Annotated in this window: 10 protein-coding genes; 7 read left to right on the top strand and 3 right to left on the bottom strand. The window is 58.2% G+C overall.

Annotated elements, in window-relative coordinates; translation table 11 throughout:
* Window positions 1–160: 160 nt before the first annotated feature.
* On the top strand, window positions 161–952 hold the full coding sequence (locus SH664x_RS10640; RefSeq protein ID WP_437200795.1) for an IS5 family transposase: 792 nt from the start codon (window positions 161–163) through the stop codon (window positions 950–952).
* A gap of 38 nt (window positions 953–990) precedes the next feature.
* Here SH664x_RS10640 and SH664x_RS10635 read toward each other — a convergent pair whose 3' ends face one another.
* Window positions 991–1,167, bottom strand: coding sequence for a hypothetical protein (locus SH664x_RS10635; RefSeq protein WP_437200794.1), 177 nt, complete (start codon window positions 1,165–1,167; stop codon window positions 991–993).
* Window positions 1,168–1,281: 114 nt separating this feature from the next.
* Window positions 1,282–1,545, bottom strand: a complete 264-nt coding sequence (locus SH664x_RS10630) for a hypothetical protein (RefSeq protein ID WP_437200793.1) — start codon at window positions 1,543–1,545, stop codon at window positions 1,282–1,284.
* 582 nt (window positions 1,546–2,127) lie between these two features.
* Here SH664x_RS10630 and SH664x_RS10625 point away from each other — a divergent pair.
* The 6 genes from SH664x_RS10625 (at window position 2,128) to SH664x_RS10600 (ending at window position 11,710) form a co-directional block, all read left to right on the top strand.
* Entirely contained in the window at window positions 2,128–3,126 is a 999-nt protein-coding gene (locus SH664x_RS10625; protein ID WP_437200792.1) for a DUF1559 family PulG-like putative transporter, read from the top strand.
* A 211-nt stretch (window positions 3,127–3,337) separates the two neighbouring features.
* Window positions 3,338–3,775 (top strand): carboxypeptidase-like regulatory domain-containing protein, encoded by a 438-nt coding sequence (locus SH664x_RS10620; protein ID WP_437200791.1) that lies wholly within the window; start codon window positions 3,338–3,340, stop codon window positions 3,773–3,775.
* Between the two features lie 55 nt (window positions 3,776–3,830).
* A complete protein-coding gene (locus SH664x_RS10615; protein ID WP_437200790.1) occupies window positions 3,831–5,327 on the top strand; it encodes a sulfatase family protein in 1,497 nt (498 codons plus the stop codon).
* Between the two features lie 437 nt (window positions 5,328–5,764).
* Window positions 5,765–7,222 carry a sulfatase gene (locus SH664x_RS10610; protein WP_437200789.1) on the top strand — a complete coding sequence of 486 codons (1,458 nt, stop codon included), beginning with the start codon at window positions 5,765–5,767 and terminating at the stop codon, window positions 7,220–7,222.
* Between the two features lie 126 nt (window positions 7,223–7,348).
* On the top strand, window positions 7,349–10,234 hold the full coding sequence (locus tag SH664x_RS10605) for a DUF1553 domain-containing protein (RefSeq protein ID WP_437200788.1): 2,886 nt from the start codon (window positions 7,349–7,351) through the stop codon (window positions 10,232–10,234).
* 36 nt (window positions 10,235–10,270) lie between these two features.
* Window positions 10,271–11,710, top strand: a complete 1,440-nt coding sequence (locus tag SH664x_RS10600) for a DUF1501 domain-containing protein (protein WP_437200787.1) — start codon at window positions 10,271–10,273, stop codon at window positions 11,708–11,710.
* A 115-nt stretch (window positions 11,711–11,825) separates the two neighbouring features.
* Here the strand turns inward: SH664x_RS10600 and SH664x_RS10595 are convergent, their stop codons facing one another.
* Window positions 11,826–15,164 carry an exo-alpha-sialidase gene (locus tag SH664x_RS10595; protein ID WP_437200786.1) on the bottom strand — a complete coding sequence of 1,113 codons (3,339 nt, stop codon included), beginning with the start codon at window positions 15,162–15,164 and terminating at the stop codon, window positions 11,826–11,828.
* Window positions 15,165–15,240 lie beyond the last annotated feature (76 nt).

Below are 15,240 nucleotides of genomic sequence, written 5' to 3'. Positions count from 1 at the left end.
TACGAAAACGCGGATTCCTTAGGGGAATTCTGGGGGGAGCATTCGACGCGGAGTCGCGTGCATTCCTTTCTTAGAACGTGTTTTGAAATTGCGATGAATTGAAAAAACGGCTACGGCTCCCTTGGGAACATCTTGGCAATCCCAGGAAGGAGCCGCAGCCGTGTTGAGGACGAAGTATTCCAGCAATCTCTCGGATGAGCAATGGCAACTGATCCGGAAATACCTTCCCCAACCTTCCCGTCGGGGGCGTCCTCCCATCGATCGGCGGTGGGTTTTGGATGCCATCTGGTACGTGGTCAGAACCGGTTGCCAATGGAGATTGCTCCCTGGCGATTTTCCCAACTGGAGTACGGTCTATGGCATTTACCGACCATGGGTTCGCAGTGGTCTCTGGGAACAAATTCACCGGCACCTGAGGGAACAGCTCCGCCGGGCTTGGGGAAAGAAAAAACGTCCCAGCGTGGCGATTCTGGACAGTCAGTCCGTGCGGACCGCAGCAGGGGGATTCGAGCGGGGATACGATGGGGCCAAGCAAATCACAGGTCGCAAGCGGCACATTGCCGTCGACACGCTGGGCCTGATCGTGGCCTTGGTCGTGCACGGAGCGTACTGGCAGGATCACGACGGAGCCTGCTTTCTGTTGATGAAGTTGAGGCAGGTCTGTCCCAGATTGAAGGTTTTATTTGCCGACTCAGCCTATGGGCGTAAGGAACTGCCAATGTGGGTTCGGCAGACATTCGGTTGGGTCTTGCAGGTTGTCCTCAGGCCAGTTGGGCAAAAGACGTTCGTGGTCTTGCCGAAAAGGTGGGTTGTGGAGCGGACCTTCGCCTGGCTGGCCCGCTATCGACGACACTCCCGAGACTACGAACGAACACCCGAGTCGAGTGAAACGGTGACCGACATCGCCATGGTCAACCTGATGAGCAAACGCCTCACTCGGCTTCAAAACTGATTTTTCAAACACGTTCTCAGAGACTTCCAGGAACTCGATCACACCCGGTAGGTCGTCTTCAGGTACGCCCGCAGGAGCAGGAAGGTGAGGAGTTGCTCCTGCGTGAACTTGTGAGGACTCTTCAGGTGCGAATACGAAGCCATGTACTTGCGTCCGATCCGCATCGACAGGGTCGCGACTTCCAGCTGAATGTTCGTCCGTGATGCCTGGCTCATGCCATGCGTTGTAGCGCCAGCGAATCGCCGATTCAAGAGATGTTTTCAACAGGGCAATCGGCAGTCTCTTTCCCCAATGGAATCCCCAGAAATCGTTGCAGCGACAACGAATCTTCACATCGCCAGGCGATGCCCCGCTGCGAGTCGATCCCTTCGAAGTCCCCACCAGCAGCATAAGGACATACCCAGCGGAATCGACAGCCGGCCAGTCCGGGCGCAATAGGGCCCGCAGAGGTCTTCGAGAATCTTGTTGAACCCCGCCTGGGCGAGCGCCTGATTGAGCTGGTCGTCAAAGACATGCCCCGGCCCTTTGGAAAGACTCGCTGTCGGAGTCCAGAACTCCTTTTGCCGCGACTCTTCCCGCTTCCCCAACGCCATCCCGGTTCCTCCGCCACAAGTTCAAACCACAACCGCCCGCAGTCGATCAGAGGTGTCATGCACAGGAGAGAAATTCAACGGGCTGCTAGTGCAGACACCTGGCCAATCAGAAGTCCTCACAATCCGTTAAGACAGGTTCTTGACGATTTAAATTGACACTAAGTCCGCTGATTCAGCAGGAATTTCCGGACAGAGTATTGTCATTCCTGCAGAAAATGTGCTTGACAACGAGTACAAAAGTGTCGAAAACAATACCGAGTGAGTCGTGTTTTCCTGGTGCTTGATTCCTGCAATACATGTGATATGACTTGTGCGTTGCAGGTAAGCGTTCACGGGCATTTCATTCTGTACGTCCTTCCCCATCACCTCAGGCGGCTGGGTTTGTGGGCAGTGGACAAACTCGGCTAGGCTGAAGTGGAATGTCTGCCGCCCGGGTTCAAGTGGACAGTCAGTTTTCTCGCTGGTTGAAGATCCCCACGCCTTTCCCTCCGGGCCGGAAAGGGCAGGTGTGGTTTATACGGGCACGTGTCTTTCAGTTCCCGGAATTCTCCGAATTCTTTCTTCAGAAAAGAAATCGCACCTATGGATGGTCTTCGTCGCATTCAACCTGTTCGCCGACGTGGGTTTACACTGATTGAGCTGCTGGTCGTGATTGCGATTATTGCAGTTTTGATTGCATTGCTTTTGCCCGCTGTGCAGCAGGCGCGAGAAGCCGCCCGCAGAAGCCAGTGCAAGAATAATCTGAAGCAGATTGGTCTGGCGCTCCATAATTATCACGAAGTCCACAACACGCTCCCGTCCGGATGGATCGACGATCCGATCCTGAATCTGGTAGATGCCAGTCCGAGATTCCCTTCCAGGTACGGATGGCCGACGGCCATTCTCCCGATGATGGAACAGACGAGCATTTATAATCTGCTGCAGCCACAGGCGGACATGATTTTAGCATTGCAAAACCCTACCAAGCGCGCCGCGATGCAGCAGCCACTGCGGGCCTTCCGCTGTCCCTCTGATATCGGGCCCGAACTGAACGACGTACGGGTCATGGATGACAATATCACCACCCATCAGGTCGCCACTTCAAATTATGTGGGGAACTTTACTTCCGGCGCTGTCGGAACGGGGAACATCGCCCCTTCGTTGCGACGTCCCGGAAACGGCTTCTTCTACTGGAACAGTTCGATCAGCTTCCGCAACGTGACCGACGGACTCTCCAACACGATCCTTCTGAGCGAGCGCGGGTACGATATCGCTGGCGTTCAATGTGCGGCAGGGGTGATCTACGGGACCCGCAGCACGGCCATCGGCAATACCAACCGCTTTCAGAGTGTCGTATTCCAGGGAAAGGGGATGATCAACTCTCCGGATGCCAGTAACTCGACCATGAACAACAGTTGCATGATGGGAGTTTCCAGTCTGCACGAAGGGGGAGTGCATGTCGCGCTGGCCGACGGCAGCGTCCGATTTCTGAGCGAGAACATCGATCAGAAGCCGGATGTCAATTATGCGCTCACCGTGCTCGACAGTGTGTACGAGTATCTCCTGAGTCGGGAAGACGGGATTGTCATTGGCGAGTTCTAATGCTGGTCCAGTCTGCGCTCCCAGTGATTGCGAACGACCACCGTTTCGAGTGACGGGAGTCGGCCGATCGATCGTCCGCAGCCTGTGATCCCGGATGGACGGCAACTCTGACTCGAGCGCTGAGCTGTTTCAAAACATGCCGTCGAGGAATCCAACCTCTGGTTCCCTGTCTGAATTTTCCTCTGGGTTGTTTCAAGCAAGGTTGCGAGTCATGAGTGATCGGAATCGTGGCCGCCTGCTGCGGTTAGTGGCGATTGCAGTTCTCATCAGCAGTGGATGCCGGAGGGATGATGTCGAGCTAGGCGATGTGACCGGTCGGGTGACGCTCGATGGCAAGCCGGTTCCGAATGCCTACATTACATTTACTCCGGATGGCGCGGGCCGCCCGTCCACCTGCCGATCGGACGAAGAGGGACGGTATGTGTTGCGGTTCAGCACCGCGCGCAGCGGCGCTTTGGTCGGGACACATCAGGTGCGGGTCTCAACAGCCGACATTACCGCCGATGACAAGGCAATCGCTGAAATCATCCCGGCACGCTATCACCGGCAGGGGTCCATTCCGGTCACGATCGAAGCGGGGAGAAATGAGATCAATCTGGAACTCGTCACGCTCCCTAGCGATGCGAAGCCGAAACAGAAGCCCAAGTAGCCGCTGAGAGATCCGGGTCCCGGCTTCTCACTGTCCCGCAGCGCGAGGCGATTGCATGTCAGGTTTCAGGCGATGGATTTTCATCGGTGCTCTCGGTTCCGTCATTCATCCTGGCCTGCAGGGGAGTCTGTCAGCAGCGGACGACCGCCCCAATATCGTCGTGATTTTGACCGACGATATGGGATACGCAGATGTCGGAATTCAGGGTGCGATCGCCGACGTGCGAACTCCTCATCTGGATGAATTGGCCCGTGGGGGAGTTCGCTGCACTGCGGGATACGTTTCCGCTCCTCAGTGCTCCCCATCCCGAGCAGGTATTTTAACGGGTGTCTACCAGCAGCGCTTCGGAATCGACAGCAATAGCGAGATGCCCCTCCCCGGTGAAGCTGTCACGCTGGCGGAACGGTTACGACCGGCGGGCTATGCCTGTGGCATGGTCGGCAAGTGGCATCTCGATCCCAACAGAAACTCTGTCCATTGGGCTCAACAGCAGGGGCTGAATGTGGCAGGAACAACTCCAGTAAAGCTCCCGGAGCATCTGCTGGAGCCTTACCAGCCTGCAGCCCAGGGATTCGACCAGTTTTTTAATGGGCATCTGCGGCGCTACCATGCCAACTTTGATCTTCAAGGCCGAACGTTGGCTCCGGAAGGAAAGGTGTTGATTGACCCGCGATTCCGGATTGATGTGCAGACGGAAGCGGCCGAAGCCTTTATTCGCCGCAATCACGAGCACCCTTTCTTTCTCTACGTCGGATATTTCGCTCCACATGTTCCCTTGGAAGCACCGCAGCCGTATCTCGATCGCTTCCCGGAGTATCAAGCGGTCCGTCGACGGTACGCTCTGGCAATGATTTCGGCCATCGACGACGGAGTCGGGAAAATTCAAGCCGCACTCCGCACGCATCAGATTGGTGAAAAAACGCTGGTTGTCTTTCTCAGCGACAATGGTGCACCATTGCACGGGAAACAGGACGAGCCGATTGAAGACTCGACAGGCCTGTGGGACGGCTCGGAAAACCTGCCCTGGATCGGCGAGAAAGGGATGCTCAGCGAAGGGGGGATTCGCGTCCCCTTTATCTGGAGCTGGCCGGGGACTCTGCCGGCGGGCCGGGTCGAACAGCGGCCCGTCAGTTCGCTCGATATTGCCGCCACTGCAATCGCTCTGGCGAAATTGCCGAGTGCGCCCGAACTCGATGGGGTCAATCTCATCTCTTACCTGACCGGCGAGAACACAGGCGAGCCACACGAACATCTGTACTGGCGATTCTTCACCCAGTCCGCCATCCGCTCGGGCAAATGGAAGTACATTCAAGTTGGAACAGCAGCTGAATATCTCTTCGACCTCTCCGAAGACCATGCCGAGCAGGCCAACCGCATTGCCGAAGCGCCTCATGTGGCGGCCGACCTGAAAAGGCGTTTGCAGGAATGGTCAGAGACGCTTTTGCCACCGGGGCTTCCCACCACACCGCCGCGCCCTGTGGAACAGGAATGGTACCGGCAATACTTCGGATTGCCGGAGCGGATTCAACAGCGGCAGCAGCTCCCGCAATGAAAACCATTAACACCTTATTAGGGCATTTTTTTTGATCGACCCGTTCTTGTCACGCGGAACTGAGCAGTTCATCCCACGAAACGCTTGCTGCGCGGACACTGGAAAGAGCAACCTGCTCTCGCAGATGGTCGATGAATTGATGATCGCCTGGGCGTCAGCTGCCAAAGGGATCGACAAATCGATCGGCGTTCGTTCATTCTCTCGCCGGGGTTCCGTCGGCAGGCGTCCTCGACAGAGCCGAGTGTCGCAGCCGTTTGGTTGTCGACCGCTTCCTGCTCTGCGCACTGAGGGACAACGCTGATGAGTCGGGACATATGCTGCACGTTTACTCATCAGGCCAACCTGCTGTTGTCCGTCTGCAGCCGTCGACAATCGAGACCGGCCCTTCCAGAATGTGGATGCCCGTTTCCTTCACCTCTTTGGCAGAACAACAGGTTATGAGAATACGCGTTTTGCTCACTGCATTTCTGTTTTTTCTACAGGCCCGAGGGGTAGAAGCGACCCCTCCCAACGTCCTGCTGATTCTGGCGGACGACCTCGGCATCAATGATCTAGGCTGTTACGGACGCACAGAACATCAGACGCCCCATCTCGACCAGCTTGCCGCTTCAGGCGTTCGATTCAACAGCGCCTATTGCGGGCTCTCAATCTGTTCGGCCTCGCGCGCCGCTTTGATGACTGGCAAATCTCCCGCCCGTCTCAACCTCACGACTTATCTGCCGGGAAGGCCGGATGCTCACACGCAAAAGCTGTTGCAGGTCGTCATCCGACAGCAACTCCCGCTGGAAGAAATCACCCTTGCGGAGCGGTTTGAACAGCTGGGTTATGCAACCGGGCTGTTCGGCAAATGGCACCTCGGGAATGCCCCCTTCACTCCCGAACGGCAGGGATTCGGGACGGTGCTGCAGACCGGAGGAGATTCCGTCCCCTCAGCAACGGAAGGGGGCAAAAATGAATATGCCATCACGCGAGCAGCGATCGAGTTCATGGAACGGCACCCTCGCCGGCCGTTCTTCTGTTATGTGGCCCACCATACTCCGCATATTCGTCTGGCAGCCCGCGCGGAACTGATCGAGAAATACCAGGGAGCTTTCAATCCCGTCTATGCTGCAATGCTGGAAACTCTGGACGACACGGTCGGGATGCTGCTGCAGTCGTTGAAAGAGCAACAGTTGCTCGACAAGACAATTGTCATCTTCATGTCGGACAACGGGGGCCTGCATGTTTTTGAAGGGAAGGATCTGCCGACGCACAATTCTCCCTACCGGGCGGGTAAGGGATACCTCTACGAAGGGGGACTGCGCGTTCCCTGCATCTTCAGCTGGCCCGGTCGATTTGCTCCGGCGGTGGTCGAGACGCCGATCGTGAATCAGGATCTGACCGCCACCCTCATGGAACTTTGCGGAGGAATTGTCTCCGAAGAATTGGACGGCATCAGCATCGCCCCGCTCCTGTTAAAAGGAATCGAGCCTGCTCCTCGACAGTTTCCCTTTCACTTTCCCCACTACACCAATCAGGGGAGTCGACCGGCTGGGGCCCTGCGAGACGGCCACTGGAAACTGATTGAATACTACGACGACAACTCGCTGGAACTTTATGACCTCTCGCAGGATCCTGGGGAGCGGAAGAATCTCGCGGGAGAGCAGCCTGCCCGTGCAGAGTCGCTGCATCAGCAATTCGTGAGCTGGCGGACCTCGGTTGGGGCTCATCTGAACGCTCCGAACCCCGCGTATGAGCCTGCCGCCGGCCGGAAGATCTATCATGACTTCAACAGCTCACTCTTCACTCCGCCGGTCGACGCGCAGCAGGGAATTCGGCAGCAGCAGGCGTGGAGGCAGTTGATGAACGCAGCGATTCGTCCCGGGACGGGACAATCGCAGTCAGGGGAACGATGACCCAGTGCGAGGTGGGGTAGTTTTTTCAAGCCGGCGGCGGAATTTCTTGACCAGCCCACTGCGGATCTGTCACCATGGATTCCCTCCGCTGCTTTCCTCCTCCTCGCCCTCCTATGAGTTGTACTGATGCAGAACCGGCTGTCCCTGCGACAACTCCTCTTCGGAATTGGATTCTGCGTGGCGCTCCCGATGTCTGGTCAGGCATCGAATGGCTCGCCCGAGGCGAAGACAGCGGCGGCGGAAGAGCAGTTCTTCGAACAGCATGTGCGTCCAATTCTGGCAGCGCGCTGCCTGGGATGTCATGGGGCACAGAAACAGGAAGGGGGAATTCGTCTCGACTCGCGTGAAGCGGTCTTTCGCCCACGTGAAGACGATCCGGTCGTCATGCCGGGGAGCCCGCAAAAAAGTCGTCTGTGGGAAGTGATTCGCTATTCCGACGACGATATTCAGATGCCCCCCAGCGGCAAGATGCCTGAAAACGAGATCGCGACGCTCACGACTTGGATCGAGCATGGAGCCCCTTTTCCGTTGTCAGTCGAACCGACGGAACATGGGCTCGAATACTTTGCTTCGCCCAAAGGTCTTGAAGAGGCTCGCTCCACCTTCTGGGCATTGCAACCGTTAAACAAGTCCGCTCCTCCGGCTGTCTCCGATGAAGCTTGGGTTCGGACGCCTCTTGACCGCTACATCCTCGCGAGTCTCGATGAAGCGGGGCTCACTCCGAATCCGCCAGCGGATCGAGCGACCTGGCTCCGGCGCGTGACCTACGACCTGGTTGGTCTGCCGCCGACAGCAGAAGAATTCGCTGCTTTTGAACAGGATCTTTCCCCGCAAGCTGAGTCCCGCGTGATCGAGCGCCTGTTGTCTTCTCCCCGTTACGGCGAACGCTGGGGGCGACACTGGCTGGATGTGGCGCGCTATGCCGACACCAAAGGCTATGTTTTCACCGACGATCCGAATTATCACTTTGCGTTCACCTACCGCGATTATGTGATTCGGGCGTTCAACGAGGATCTCCCTTTCGATCGTTTTATTCTCGAGCAGCTGGCTGCCGATCAGCTCGAGAGAACCGACGACCGCTCCCTCGCTGCGATGGGCTTTCTGACGCTCGGTCGTCGATTCAGCAACAAGAAAGAAGACATCATCGATGACCGGATCGATGTGGTGACGCGCGGGTTGCTCGGACTCACCGTCGCCTGTGCCCGCTGCCACGATCACAAATACGATCCCATTCCGACCGCAGACTATTATTCCCTGTTTGGCGTGTTCGAAAACTCGGTCGAGCCCGCGGAACCGCCGATCATCGCACAGCCGGAAGAGTCGGAGACGGTGACGAAGTATGAGGCCGAACTCGCCCGACTCCGGGCGAAAATTCCTGAAGCTGAGCAACGGGAACTGGTAAGGCTGCACAATATTCTGCGAAAGCAGACCCCCGACTATCTGGTCGGTCTGGTCAGGCTGAAGGGGAAAGATCTGTCGTCGCTGAAGAAAGGGTCCGCTGAACTGGGGGATCTGGCACCACTGGTCCTGAAAGCCTGGCAGCGTTTTTTGACGCAGGCAGAAGGCTCAGGCGACGAAGTTTTTGCGCCCTGGCATGCCCTGGCCGAACTCAATGCCGACGAATTCACAGCCCGTGCCCCGGAAGTGCTTGAGCAGTTCGTGGGGACACCCGCTGCGCGCTCCGGTCATCCGCTGGTCACCGCGGCACTGCGGGCCGATCCCCCTTCCAGCATGGAGGAGGTGGCGCGGGTTTACGGTCGGCTGCTGATGGAACATGGAGGCACCACGCAGGAAGGCAATTCCTCTTCAAACGCCAGCACCGCAAAGTCTTCTTCTTCGGACTCGAAAACTCTCCCCTCCGCTGATCCCGCCAGCCCCGCGCACGCACTCTGGCAGGTGCTGAACTCCGAGGGGAGCCCTGTGCTGCTGACTCTGGAAGAAGGTCGTCCTCTCTTTGACCGACAATCGAATTCCAAGATCGCCAAAGTGACAAAAGCAGCGGCGGCGTATCAGTTCTCTGCCGAGGGGAGCCCGATCCGGGCAATGGTCCTGAACGACACACCCGAACCCAGGCCAACGAAGATCCTGCAACGTGGCAATCCGGGTCGTCCGGGGGCTGAAGTTCCCAGACAGTTTCTGCAGGCGCTGCAGTCGGGCGAGCATCGACCATTCACGCGGGGGAGTGGACGTCTGGAGCTGGCACAGGCGATTATTCACCCGGCAAATCCCCTGACTGCACGCGTGATTGTCAATCGGGTCTGGATGCACCATTTCGGACGGGGACTGGTCTCCACCCCCAGCGACTTCGGTTCGCGTGGCGAACCCCCGAGCCATCCTGCATTGCTGGATGATCTGGCGCGGCGATTTCAGGAGCAGGGTTGGTCCATCAAGTCTCTTCATCGTGAGATCCTGTTATCCGCCGCCTTCCGGCAGTCGAGTGCACACCGTGAGACCGCATTTCAGATCGACCCGGAAAACAAACTCCTCTGGAGGATGAATCGCCGCCGTCTGGAGTTCGAGCCGTATCGGGACTCATTGCTGGCGGTGGCTGGCCAGTTGGATTTCACTTCAGGAGGTCGGGCCGTCGATCTGTTCCAGGAGCCGTTTCCACATCGTCGCACGATCTATGGAAGGATTGACCGACAGGACCTTCCGGGGACGTTGCGAACATTCGATTTCACCAATCCCGACGCCACCACCGCCCAGCGTCCTCAGACCATGTCCCCACAGCAGGCCCTGTTCGGCATGAATTCTCCATTTGTGGCGGAACAGGCCCGCGCATTGGCCAGGCGCGAGGAGGTGACGCAGGCCGTTGAGCCCGCGCAGCAGGTCGAAAGTCTGTACCGACTCGTATTTGGTCGCACTCCCGAGCCCACTGAAAAGGAACTCGGCCTCTCGTTTCTCGTGGCTCCCGCAGCGTCGGAGCAGGAAGTTCCCCACCCACAACTGAGTCGGCTCGAGCAGTATGCACAGGCCTTGTTGCTCACCAACGAGTTCACATTCGTCGATTGACAGGGCCGATCACTCAACGTCCACGGGAATTCAGACATGTCGATTCCTTCTCACACTCCCGCTTCCATCCCATTGAACCGGCGCGAGATGTTGTGTCGATCCGGTCTCGGACTGGGGGCACTCGGGCTGGCCGGATTGCTTTCCACTCCGATTCAGGCCGCAACCAGCCAGAATCCGATGCAGCCGCGCGTGCCGCATTTCACGCCGCGGGCCAAGCATGTGATTCACTTTTTCCTCAATGGTGGCCCTTCGCATCTCGACACCTTTGACCCCAAACCGGCACTCGAAAAATATGCCGGCAAAGAACTGCCCGACGGAAGTACCCTTCGGACCGAGCGAAAAACCGGCGCTGCGTTTCCCTCTCCGTTTCGTTTCCAGCAGTATGGTCAAAGCGGCATTCCGGTCAGCGAGTTGTTTTCTAAGACCGCCCAGTGTGTCGATGACATCTGTGTCATCCGTTCGATGCATGCGAATGTGCCGAACCACGAGCCTTCGCTGATGTTGATGAACTGCGGCGATGGGACATTGCTGCGTCCCAGCATGGGCGCGTGGATTACTTACGGACTGGGAAACGAGAATCAAAACCTCCCCGGCTTTATCGCCATGTGTCCTGGAGGCTATCCGATCAAAGGTGCCGAGAACTGGCAGTCCGCATTTCTCCCCGGCGCGTTTCAGGGAACCTACGTCGACTCCCGGCATACGGACATCGACAGATTGATCCAGAACATTCGTAATACCACGTTGGACCGGGAGCAGCAGCGTCAGCAGCTTGATCTCGTGCAGGCTCTGAACCGCCAGCACGCGGAACAGCGACAGAACGATCCGGTCCTCGAATCACGGATTCATGCACTGGAACTCGCTTATCGTATGCAGATGGAGGCAACCGACGCCTTCGACATCCAGTCTGAACCGGCTCACATCCACGAGCTCTATGGAAGTGGAGTCCATGCGCGGCAAACACTGGTGGCCCGCAGGCTGATCGAGCGGGGAGTCCGCTACGTGCAGCTCTGGCACGGTCAGGGGCAGCCCTGGGATAACCATGATGATCTGGAGACCCTGCACCGCAAGCTCGCCAAGGAATGCGATCAGGCAATGGCGGCGCTTCTCATCGATCTGAAACAGCGGGGGCTTCTCGATGAAACACTTGTCATCTGGGGGGGAGAATTTGGAAGGACCCCCACCGTCGAACTCCCGCAGCCAGGCTCCAATCAGGGGAAGATTAACGGTCGCGACCACAATCACTACGGATTCACCATGTGGCTTGCCGGTGGGGGAGCCAAAGGAGGAACGGTGTATGGCGCGACCGATGAGTTCGGATTTCAGGCAGTCGAGAACAAGGTGCATGTTCACGATCTGCATGCGACCATTTTGCACCTGCTGGGGTTCGACCACCAGCGGTTGACCTATCGCTATGCCGGTCGTGATTTCCGTCTGACCGACGTTCACGGCTCTGTCGTTCCGGGGCTGATCGCCTGACAGCCCGGACTGTCCCGGCTCGATTTCTTTTGCCTTGCGAGCAATCCGACCCCGAGAGCTGCGTTCACCTTCCCTTGATGCTGACGGAAGGTGAACGCCCTCTCCGAGACGATGATCACGGAGTGATTGCCAACCGAAACGGGGAGGCCGGGAGGTTCTTTCGGTTGACGAGGTTCAGGGGCGGCTGGGGATTGGGGAGCCAGCCATAGCGGACCGATCGAGGATCACTTACGGCCGGGGAGAAGACTCGCAGGGTGGTTCCTTCACACTCGGCCTGTGCCGGATGAAAGATCTCATCGTCGCCCGCCAGTTCGAATCCAGTGAGCGGTTCACCGTTGCTTGAGCACAGCCCCTCGGCGTGCTCGAAGTGAATGCGGCAGCTCTGTCCTTCTTTCGTTACGGCAGTCACCAGCGGACCGGAATCGAGTTGCTGCTGGCCATATGTTCGGCTCAACGCCAGCAGTGCCAGCCGCTCACCGACCGGTTGCTTTCGACGAGGATGCACATCGGTCGGGTGTCCCAGATCCATTGTGGTCACCATTCCCGAGTGTGGAATCTGCTCGAGCAGTCGGCGCTGCTGGTCACGGAATTCCGGCCAGTCAGGCCGCTCGATTCCCGGCAGTTGCACATAGTAAAAGGGAAGCTGCGGCTGGTTCCATGCCTTGCGCCAACTCTCGACGAGCAGCGGAAACAGGTCCGCATGCTGTTGGACCCGGGCAGGGGAGGTCGCATTGGACTCTCCCTGATACCACAGGATTCCCCGAATTGGAAAGGGAACCAGAGGCGCGACACCGGCCTCCCAGAGGAAGCCGGGCTGGTAGCAGTGATACGGCCCGATGTCGCTGCCAGGAAGCGGCTCTCCATTCGCGAGCGCACCGCTGAAATTCACCTTCGCCCTCGTCTGGCACCAAGCGTCGCCGGCAGGGTTGGTTAGCCAGCTTCCCTGCACCAGCGATCGGACCGCAGGACTGCCCTCCAATGCCGTACGGGGGACCCAGGCCTCGGTCGGCGTCCCCCCAATCGACACATCGATGATACCGATGGGGCGCTGCAGGTCCCGCTGCAACCGACTGGCGAAGGCCCACGCAACAGCAGAAAATTGATCGACCTCCGCAGCGGCAGCACGTGTCCAATGGCCTGAGAAGTAATGATCCGGATTCAGCTTTGAAAGCATCCGAGAGGAATAAACGATATTCGCGCTCCCCGGCCCTTTGCGCTCGAGCAAGCGGATCTCGGAAGTCGCCGCAAGCAGGAGCAATTGCTGTCGCTCGGCGGTGAGGCGGACCGGCCAGTCCATGTTCGACTGCCCGGCAGCCAGCCACACATCCCCGACCAGAATGTCGTTCAGCACGAGCCTCGAGTCGGTCTGGCCACCTGCTGCACTCACCGTCAATGTGCCGGGTGAATTCGAAACTGGCAGAGGATCGAGTGTTGTGGACCATTTCCCCTGCGCGTCGGATTGAACCTGCTTTTTCTGTGTTCCGAAACAAACTTCAATCTGCTGACCGGGCGACGCGATGCCCCAGACCGGAATGGGGGCTCCGGACTGCAAGACCATCTGGTCGGAAAATGCGGGCGAGAGACGCAGCGAGGTAGCGGGACGGGAGTTCGTCCCCCGCAGCCAGTCGAGGGAAAAGCGGGCAAATGCCAACTGTTCGACAGCATGCGCAGCGCCGCATTCGTAGAGCAGTCCAAGGTCTCCATTTTTCAGGACGGTCAGGCACGAGTAAGAGCAGAACCGCGGATCAATCAAACGCCCATCCGACCAGGTTTTGCCATCGTCATCACTCACACGCACGGTCAGTCCGATGCGCCGGGTTGAGGAATTCGGGTTGGAGAAAATCAAAGCGCCAGAAGGATGCCGGATCAGACTGGCCATACAGGTCGGGTCGGGGAGATCAAACCACGGACTCGACCACTTCCCTTCTGCCAGTGAACCTTTCCACTGATACCGTGCCCAAAGTCGCTGTCCGCTTCGACGCTCATTCCGCATGGTCAACAGCAGCGATCCATCGGAAAGCTCGGCGACCTGCGATTCAGAGCTGGGGGGTGCCTCGGGGACCGCGGGGGCGGTCACGTGCCAGGTTTCACCATGATCACCGCTCCAGATCAGACACGAGTGAGGAACATTCTGCTCATCTTTGAACTGGGCGGCGAACACGAGTGTTCCGTCACGCAATTGAATTCCCGATCCCGGCCCCTGAATGAAGATCTTCCATGCCTTCTGCTTCGTCGTCTTTGTGATGCTGACGGGCTTCGACCAGGTTTTCCCGTCATCGCGACTGCGAACCATGACAAGCTGCGCTGTCTCATGTGCCTCCAGCCCCGCACCGGACCTTGCCCATCCGAGATCCCCATGGGCCCAGGCGGCCGCGACAAAAACATCACCCGTTTCCAGGTCAGCGAGAATGGCAGGGTCTCCCACCCCATTCCCTGCGGAATCCGGCGAGTTCTTGTCGTAATCAATAATGGTCTGCATCCGCTCCCACGTTGTCCCCCCATCGGTACTCCGCATCAGTCCAACATCGATATTGGCAGGCAGGTCGCGGGTTGAATCGTGGCGGATATCGAAGACGGACAGCAATGTCCCCTCGCGCGTGGTGGTGATTCCCGGAATGCGATAGGTATGCACTCCCTCGTCCCCCTGCTTGCGCACGACTGTCCGAAAGACCTGTGGATCGCGCAGAGGAGAGGCGAGCTGTTCCGAGGCGGGAAGCTCGGTTAAGGCCCCCCAACGACTGTGCAGATTGCGGCTGACACGTAGAAATTCTTCGCGGCTCAGTGCCTGCGGGTAGACCTGCAATTCGGCGATATCCGCTGTCAGACGATTTTCCTGCCGGACGTCGGCCCCCAGAATCAGGCCGGCCAAGGGAGCCGATCCCGAGCAGGAACCGGTCGCGATCTCATTCGCGCCCGCCCAGTGGGTGAGGGCGGTTGATCCATCTGCCTGCGGCTGAAAGACGAATCCGTGGATCTGCCAGACTCCAGGAACTGCTGGAAGAGTCACAACATCCTTCTTCGCTGCATTCGTGAGAGGAGAAGGCTGACAACCCATTTCCCACTTTCCTTGCCTCACGCGGGCCCGGGTCATCCCCGAATGAGTCGCCCCATCGAAGAGAAATCCGTCGCTCTCCCCCTTGAGCCTCAGGAGAACAACCACCGTCCGGTCTCCCTCAAGCGTTCCCCACTTGCCTGCGGAGGCCCCCAAAACAGAAGTCCCGTCCAGCTGCAGAATCCGGACGGGACCGTTCGGGGTCTCGACAGACAATGTCTGGGGATTTCCTTTGAGGCATTGGAGTCCCTGCTGCGGGTTTCCCTCTCCGACTGACTGATCCTCCCAGTCGGCTATCATGATGCCGGGAGCGGGGAATCCGGTTCCTCCCCGATACCACGCCGACATGGGAGGAAACGTGAGTTCCTCCGCAGGAGCAGCGCTGGCTCCCCAAGCTGACACGAGAAGGCCCCATGTGACAAATCTCAGGACTGCCTGCAACATCATTACCCCCGAAGCAAAAGTTGTGACACAACAG

Source organism: Planctomicrobium aquicomposti (assembly GCF_051466325.1).
In the GTDB taxonomy this organism is placed as follows: domain Bacteria; phylum Planctomycetota; class Planctomycetia; order Planctomycetales; family Planctomycetaceae; genus Planctomicrobium.
This window is presented reverse-complemented; position numbering and strand designations above follow the sequence as displayed.

Excerpts from the sequence above, each read along its gene's own strand:
- SH664x_RS10635 (WP_437200794.1), bottom strand. The coding sequence starts at position 1,167 with ATGAGCCAGGCATCACGGACGAACATTCAGCTGGAAGTCGCGACCCTG.
- SH664x_RS10630 (WP_437200793.1), bottom strand. The coding sequence starts at position 1,545 with ATGGCGTTGGGGAAGCGGGAAGAGTCGCGGCAAAAGGAGTTCTGGACT.
- SH664x_RS10625 (WP_437200792.1), top strand. The coding sequence starts at position 2,128 with ATGGATGGTCTTCGTCGCATTCAACCTGTTCGCCGACGTGGGTTTACA.
- SH664x_RS10620 (WP_437200791.1), top strand. The coding sequence starts at position 3,338 with ATGAGTGATCGGAATCGTGGCCGCCTGCTGCGGTTAGTGGCGATTGCA.
- SH664x_RS10615 (WP_437200790.1), top strand. The coding sequence starts at position 3,831 with ATGTCAGGTTTCAGGCGATGGATTTTCATCGGTGCTCTCGGTTCCGTC.
- SH664x_RS10610 (WP_437200789.1), top strand. The coding sequence starts at position 5,765 with ATGAGAATACGCGTTTTGCTCACTGCATTTCTGTTTTTTCTACAGGCC.
- SH664x_RS10605 (WP_437200788.1), top strand. The coding sequence starts at position 7,349 with ATGCAGAACCGGCTGTCCCTGCGACAACTCCTCTTCGGAATTGGATTC.
- SH664x_RS10600 (WP_437200787.1), top strand. The coding sequence starts at position 10,271 with ATGTCGATTCCTTCTCACACTCCCGCTTCCATCCCATTGAACCGGCGC.